This is a genomic window from Haloactinopolyspora sp., from assembly GCF_027324685.1.
Classification (GTDB): domain Bacteria; phylum Actinomycetota; class Actinomycetes; order Jiangellales; family Jiangellaceae; genus Haloactinopolyspora.
This window is the reverse complement of sequence record NZ_DAHVSH010000159.1, coordinates 1-3567: the sequence shown is the minus strand read 5'-3', so window position 1 is coordinate 3567 and position 3567 is coordinate 1. Positions and strand designations below refer to the sequence as shown.

General features: G+C 70.4%; 4 protein-coding genes. 1 reads left to right on the top strand and 3 read right to left on the bottom strand.

The genetic code is table 11. The features are described from left to right. Positions 1–299 precede the first annotated feature (299 nt). The gene (locus M6444_RS17115; RefSeq protein ID WP_298330126.1) at positions 300–923 is read left to right on the top strand and encodes a hypothetical protein; all 624 of its coding nucleotides are present in this window, start codon (positions 300–302) and stop codon (positions 921–923) included. A 20-nt stretch (positions 924–943) separates the two neighbouring features. On the opposite strand, the gene M6444_RS17110 is transcribed toward M6444_RS17115, so the two are convergent. From M6444_RS17110 to M6444_RS17100, 3 genes are read right to left on the bottom strand one after another with little or no spacing between them, the layout of a single operon-like run. Beyond that, positions 944–1780 carry a glycosyltransferase family 2 protein gene (locus M6444_RS17110; RefSeq protein WP_298330124.1) on the bottom strand — a complete coding sequence of 279 codons (837 nt, stop codon included), beginning with the start codon at positions 1778–1780 and terminating at the stop codon, positions 944–946. Positions 1781–1790: 10 nt separating this feature from the next. Beyond that, positions 1791–2576, bottom strand: a complete 786-nt coding sequence (locus M6444_RS17105; protein WP_298330122.1) for a hypothetical protein — start codon at positions 2574–2576, stop codon at positions 1791–1793. Then, positions 2573–2848 carry a PqqD family protein gene (locus M6444_RS17100; RefSeq protein WP_298330120.1) on the bottom strand — a complete coding sequence of 92 codons (276 nt, stop codon included), beginning with the start codon at positions 2846–2848 and terminating at the stop codon, positions 2573–2575. The genes M6444_RS17105 and M6444_RS17100 overlap by 4 nt, the downstream gene beginning before the upstream one ends. Between the last annotated feature and the right edge of the window lie 719 nt (positions 2849–3567).

Genomic DNA, 3567 nt, shown 5'->3' with positions numbered 1-3567 from the left:
CGGCGCAAGCGCTGCACCAAGTGCGGGAAGGTCACGGTTCACTTCGTCACCTACTACGGCGACGAGAATCGCGAAGTCTCCTATTGCACCGAATGCGGCACATGAACGCGATCGCGGTCGATGACGTCTCCGCTCCCGCCCTGGTTGCTGTGCTCATGATCATCGCCCTGTGGGGGCTGGCGCTCATCGTCGCCAAGCAGCGACGCTGATCACGCTCGTCGTCGTGTCGACCTCAACCGGCGCGAGACCGACAGTTTCGCGGGCGGGTTCGCCCCGACGGTGACCGTCGACTGACCGGATTGACCCGCCCCGTAGAATCTCCCCGGCTTTCGGTCCTCATCGGTCGGTACCAGGGGGTCAGCATCGACGTCCTCGTCGTCTGTAGTGCCGGGCGCTGCCGCTCTCCCATCGCCGCAGCGCTGCTCGGCGTGCACGCCGAAACCGCCGCGGCCAAGCTGCAGGCACACTCCGGCGCGCTCGTCGGCGCGCACGGCGCCATGCCTCCGGTTGGCGTCACCTTGATGAACGAGCTCGGCATCGACCTCAGCGGGCATCGCAGCCTGCCGGTGACCCCGGAGTCCATGCGTGCGGCGGACCTGATCTTCGGGATGGACCGCGAACACGTCCGCGAGCTGATCTCCCGTTCGCCGGACGCGCGGCCCAAGACGTTCACGTTGACCGAGTTCGTGCATCGGGCCGAGCAGGCGGCGCCGCGCGGTCGCCATCAGCGGCTCACCGACTGGCTCGACCAGGTCGGCGATGGCCGAGGTGACGACGGCGCGGACTTGGTCGGCGTCGCCGACGACATCGTCGACCCCTATGCCCAGCGTCCCGAGGTCTGGCGCGCGGTCATCGCCCAGCTCGACGACCTCACCCAGCGCGCGGTCGCCGTGCTGGGTACGCGCCGCTCGCTCGCGCGCTGACGTCGTCGTTCCGGTCGGCTTCAGGCCCGGCTGCTCTCGTCGCGCAGCCACGTGTGGTCGTCGGTGCGCAGGGCGCGCCGGGCGCGCAGGCGGGACACGACGGCGACGACGGCGAAGAAGGCCACCTTGGGGGTCAACGCCGGTTCGCGGCCGGCCAGCTGAGCCAGCTCGCGCAGGCCGGTTCGCGGCGGACGGCGAAGGTGCGGCGGCGCGGCGTGCGCGAGGCGGGCGTTTCCCGTCATCGCCCGGACCCGCCGGCGCACGAGGTCGGCGTAGGTACGCGGCGGATGGATGACGACCTCGGCCTCAGGCACCACCACCCGCTCCCCCGGCCCGAAGGACATCGCGAGCAACAGATCGTCGGACATGACGTCGGCCCAGTCGGCCAGCCGCTCGTGCCCGGACTCGCTGACGGCGACCACACCGCGGCCGAACAGCTCGTCCCGTACGGCAGGAAGGCGTTGCCAGACGTCGTAGTACCAGCGCACGCGCGGGTCGACGGCGTGCATCGGCAGCGTGCGGACCGGCCCTGCGGCCAACGTGCCGGGTTGGGACACCGCGGCGCTGAGTGCGCGGGCGGCGTGGGTCGTCAGTTCCACGTCGGCGTCGACGTACAGCCGGGGGAAACCGTGGGCGGCGTCATCGCCGAGGCGCAGCGCATTGCTCTTCGACGGCACCGGGGTCTCGATGACGCGCACACCGGCGAAACCCTGGGCGACTTGCGCGGTCGCGTCGGTGCACCCGTTCGCCACAACCACCACGTTCAGCTCGCCGGGCTCGGCGTGCTCGAGCAGCTTGGTCAGCAGCCGGCCGACGACGCGCTGCTCGTTGTGGGCGGGAACGACGACGCTGATCACATGTGGAGTATCAGCCCGGAGAGCCGCCGGCACCAGCCCCCGCCGACGACGTCAGCCCGGCCACGAGCTCCGCGGCCGACGCCGGGTCGGCGACGTCCAACCGCCAACCGCGCGCGGAATTCGCCAGGGCGACCGCGGCTGTCCAGGCACGTTCGGCGTGGACGTAGTGGTTGAACGACGCGGTCAGGATCTCCTCGAATACCGTGCCGGCGGCTATCGGCGTCAGCGCGGACGCCTGCGCTCCGCGGCGGGCGATCACCACGTTCGCCACCGGGTGCCGGCCGGGTGTCGTCGCCGAGCCGAGTTGCTCCGGCGGCACCGCCCGCTTGCCCGCAGGCTTGCCCACCAGATCGTCCGCGGCGTCGTCGTCGGGCAACCCCATCGCCCGCACCGACCACGCCGTCAGGAACAACGGCCGAGCCAGCCCGTTGACTTGCTGGGTGTCCAGATCGACGGCGACCAGCTCGTCGGTGACGTACCCGAAGCCGTGCCGCAGGCAGGCCGCGGTCAGGGTGCTCTTGCCCTGGCCCGATGCTCCGGGGAACACCGTCACCTGCCCGTCGGCTGCCACGGCCCCGGCGTGCAACAGCAGGTCTGGCGAGCTGTCGATGGCCGCGCGTACCGCCGCGGCGAGCACGCCTTCGACGTCGTCGGCGTCGGCGTCCACCGGCCCGACGGCCGCATCGGCCGGCTCGTCGACCATCACGTTCGCCAGGATTGTCCGCAGCCTCTCGGCGCCGTCCACTCGCACGCGCACCGTGACGCCGACGACGTCGATGAGGACCGAATCGCTCATTCGCCTGGGTTCTCGAGCAACTGGTGGCCGGTCAGTTGATCGAGCGCGGAGTCGACGCCGGCCCGCACCGTTTCGTGGTCGGTCGAGTACGAGTGGGCGAGCATGGCCACGATCTCGTCCACCGAGCGGTGCCCGTCGAGTAGGCGCCACACGTCGCTGGCGGTGTTGTTCAGGACCAGCGCCGTCGCGGTCGCCTCGTGATACAGGGTGACTTCGCCGTCGATCTCGAGCTCACGGACACCAACCGCGGGCTTCGGTGCGGAGCGATTCACGCGCGTCATGGTAGACGAGATCGTCCGCCGCGGTGGCCGACGCTGAACTTGATCATTTCACCCGGCGGGATCAATCGGGCGAAATCCGGGCGAGACAGATCAGTCGTTCGACCTGTACTATCACCGTCATTCGCACAGGGGGCGTGCGAATGGACGATTCTTGGAGCGTTGCGACATGACGCAAGACCGTTCCACCGAGATCAGCCGTCGCCGAGTTTTGGCCAGGGGGGCCACGCTGGGTGGGGCGGTGTGGGCCACACCGACGGTGACCGCCATCTCCCTTTCGCCGGCCAGTGCCGCTTCGCCGAGCGGCGAGAAGCCGCCCGAGCCACCGAAGCCGCCGAAACCACCCGAGCCGCCAGAGCCGAGCGAGCCACCGAAACCGCCGGACGATCACGAGCCGACCCGCGAGCCGACGCCGACGCCGTCGGACCGGCACGGGCCCGACGTCAAGGCGCCGGAGGACCAGCGCGACGATCACCCTGGACCGGCCGGACCAGCTCGGAAAGCTCCTCGCCGCCAGGACTATCCCATTGCCATGAGCTGCGATTATGATCTCCGCAACGGCCGGTTCGCAGGGGGGGCGCCGGCCTCGTGATGCTGGGGGGCTCATGAATCGCTCGACCTCGCGCTCTGCGCGGTCGGTTCACACACCTGCGCACGCGCGACGGGCATCGTCGCGCTCTCGCCGATCGGCGGCGCGTTCCCGACCTGCACCG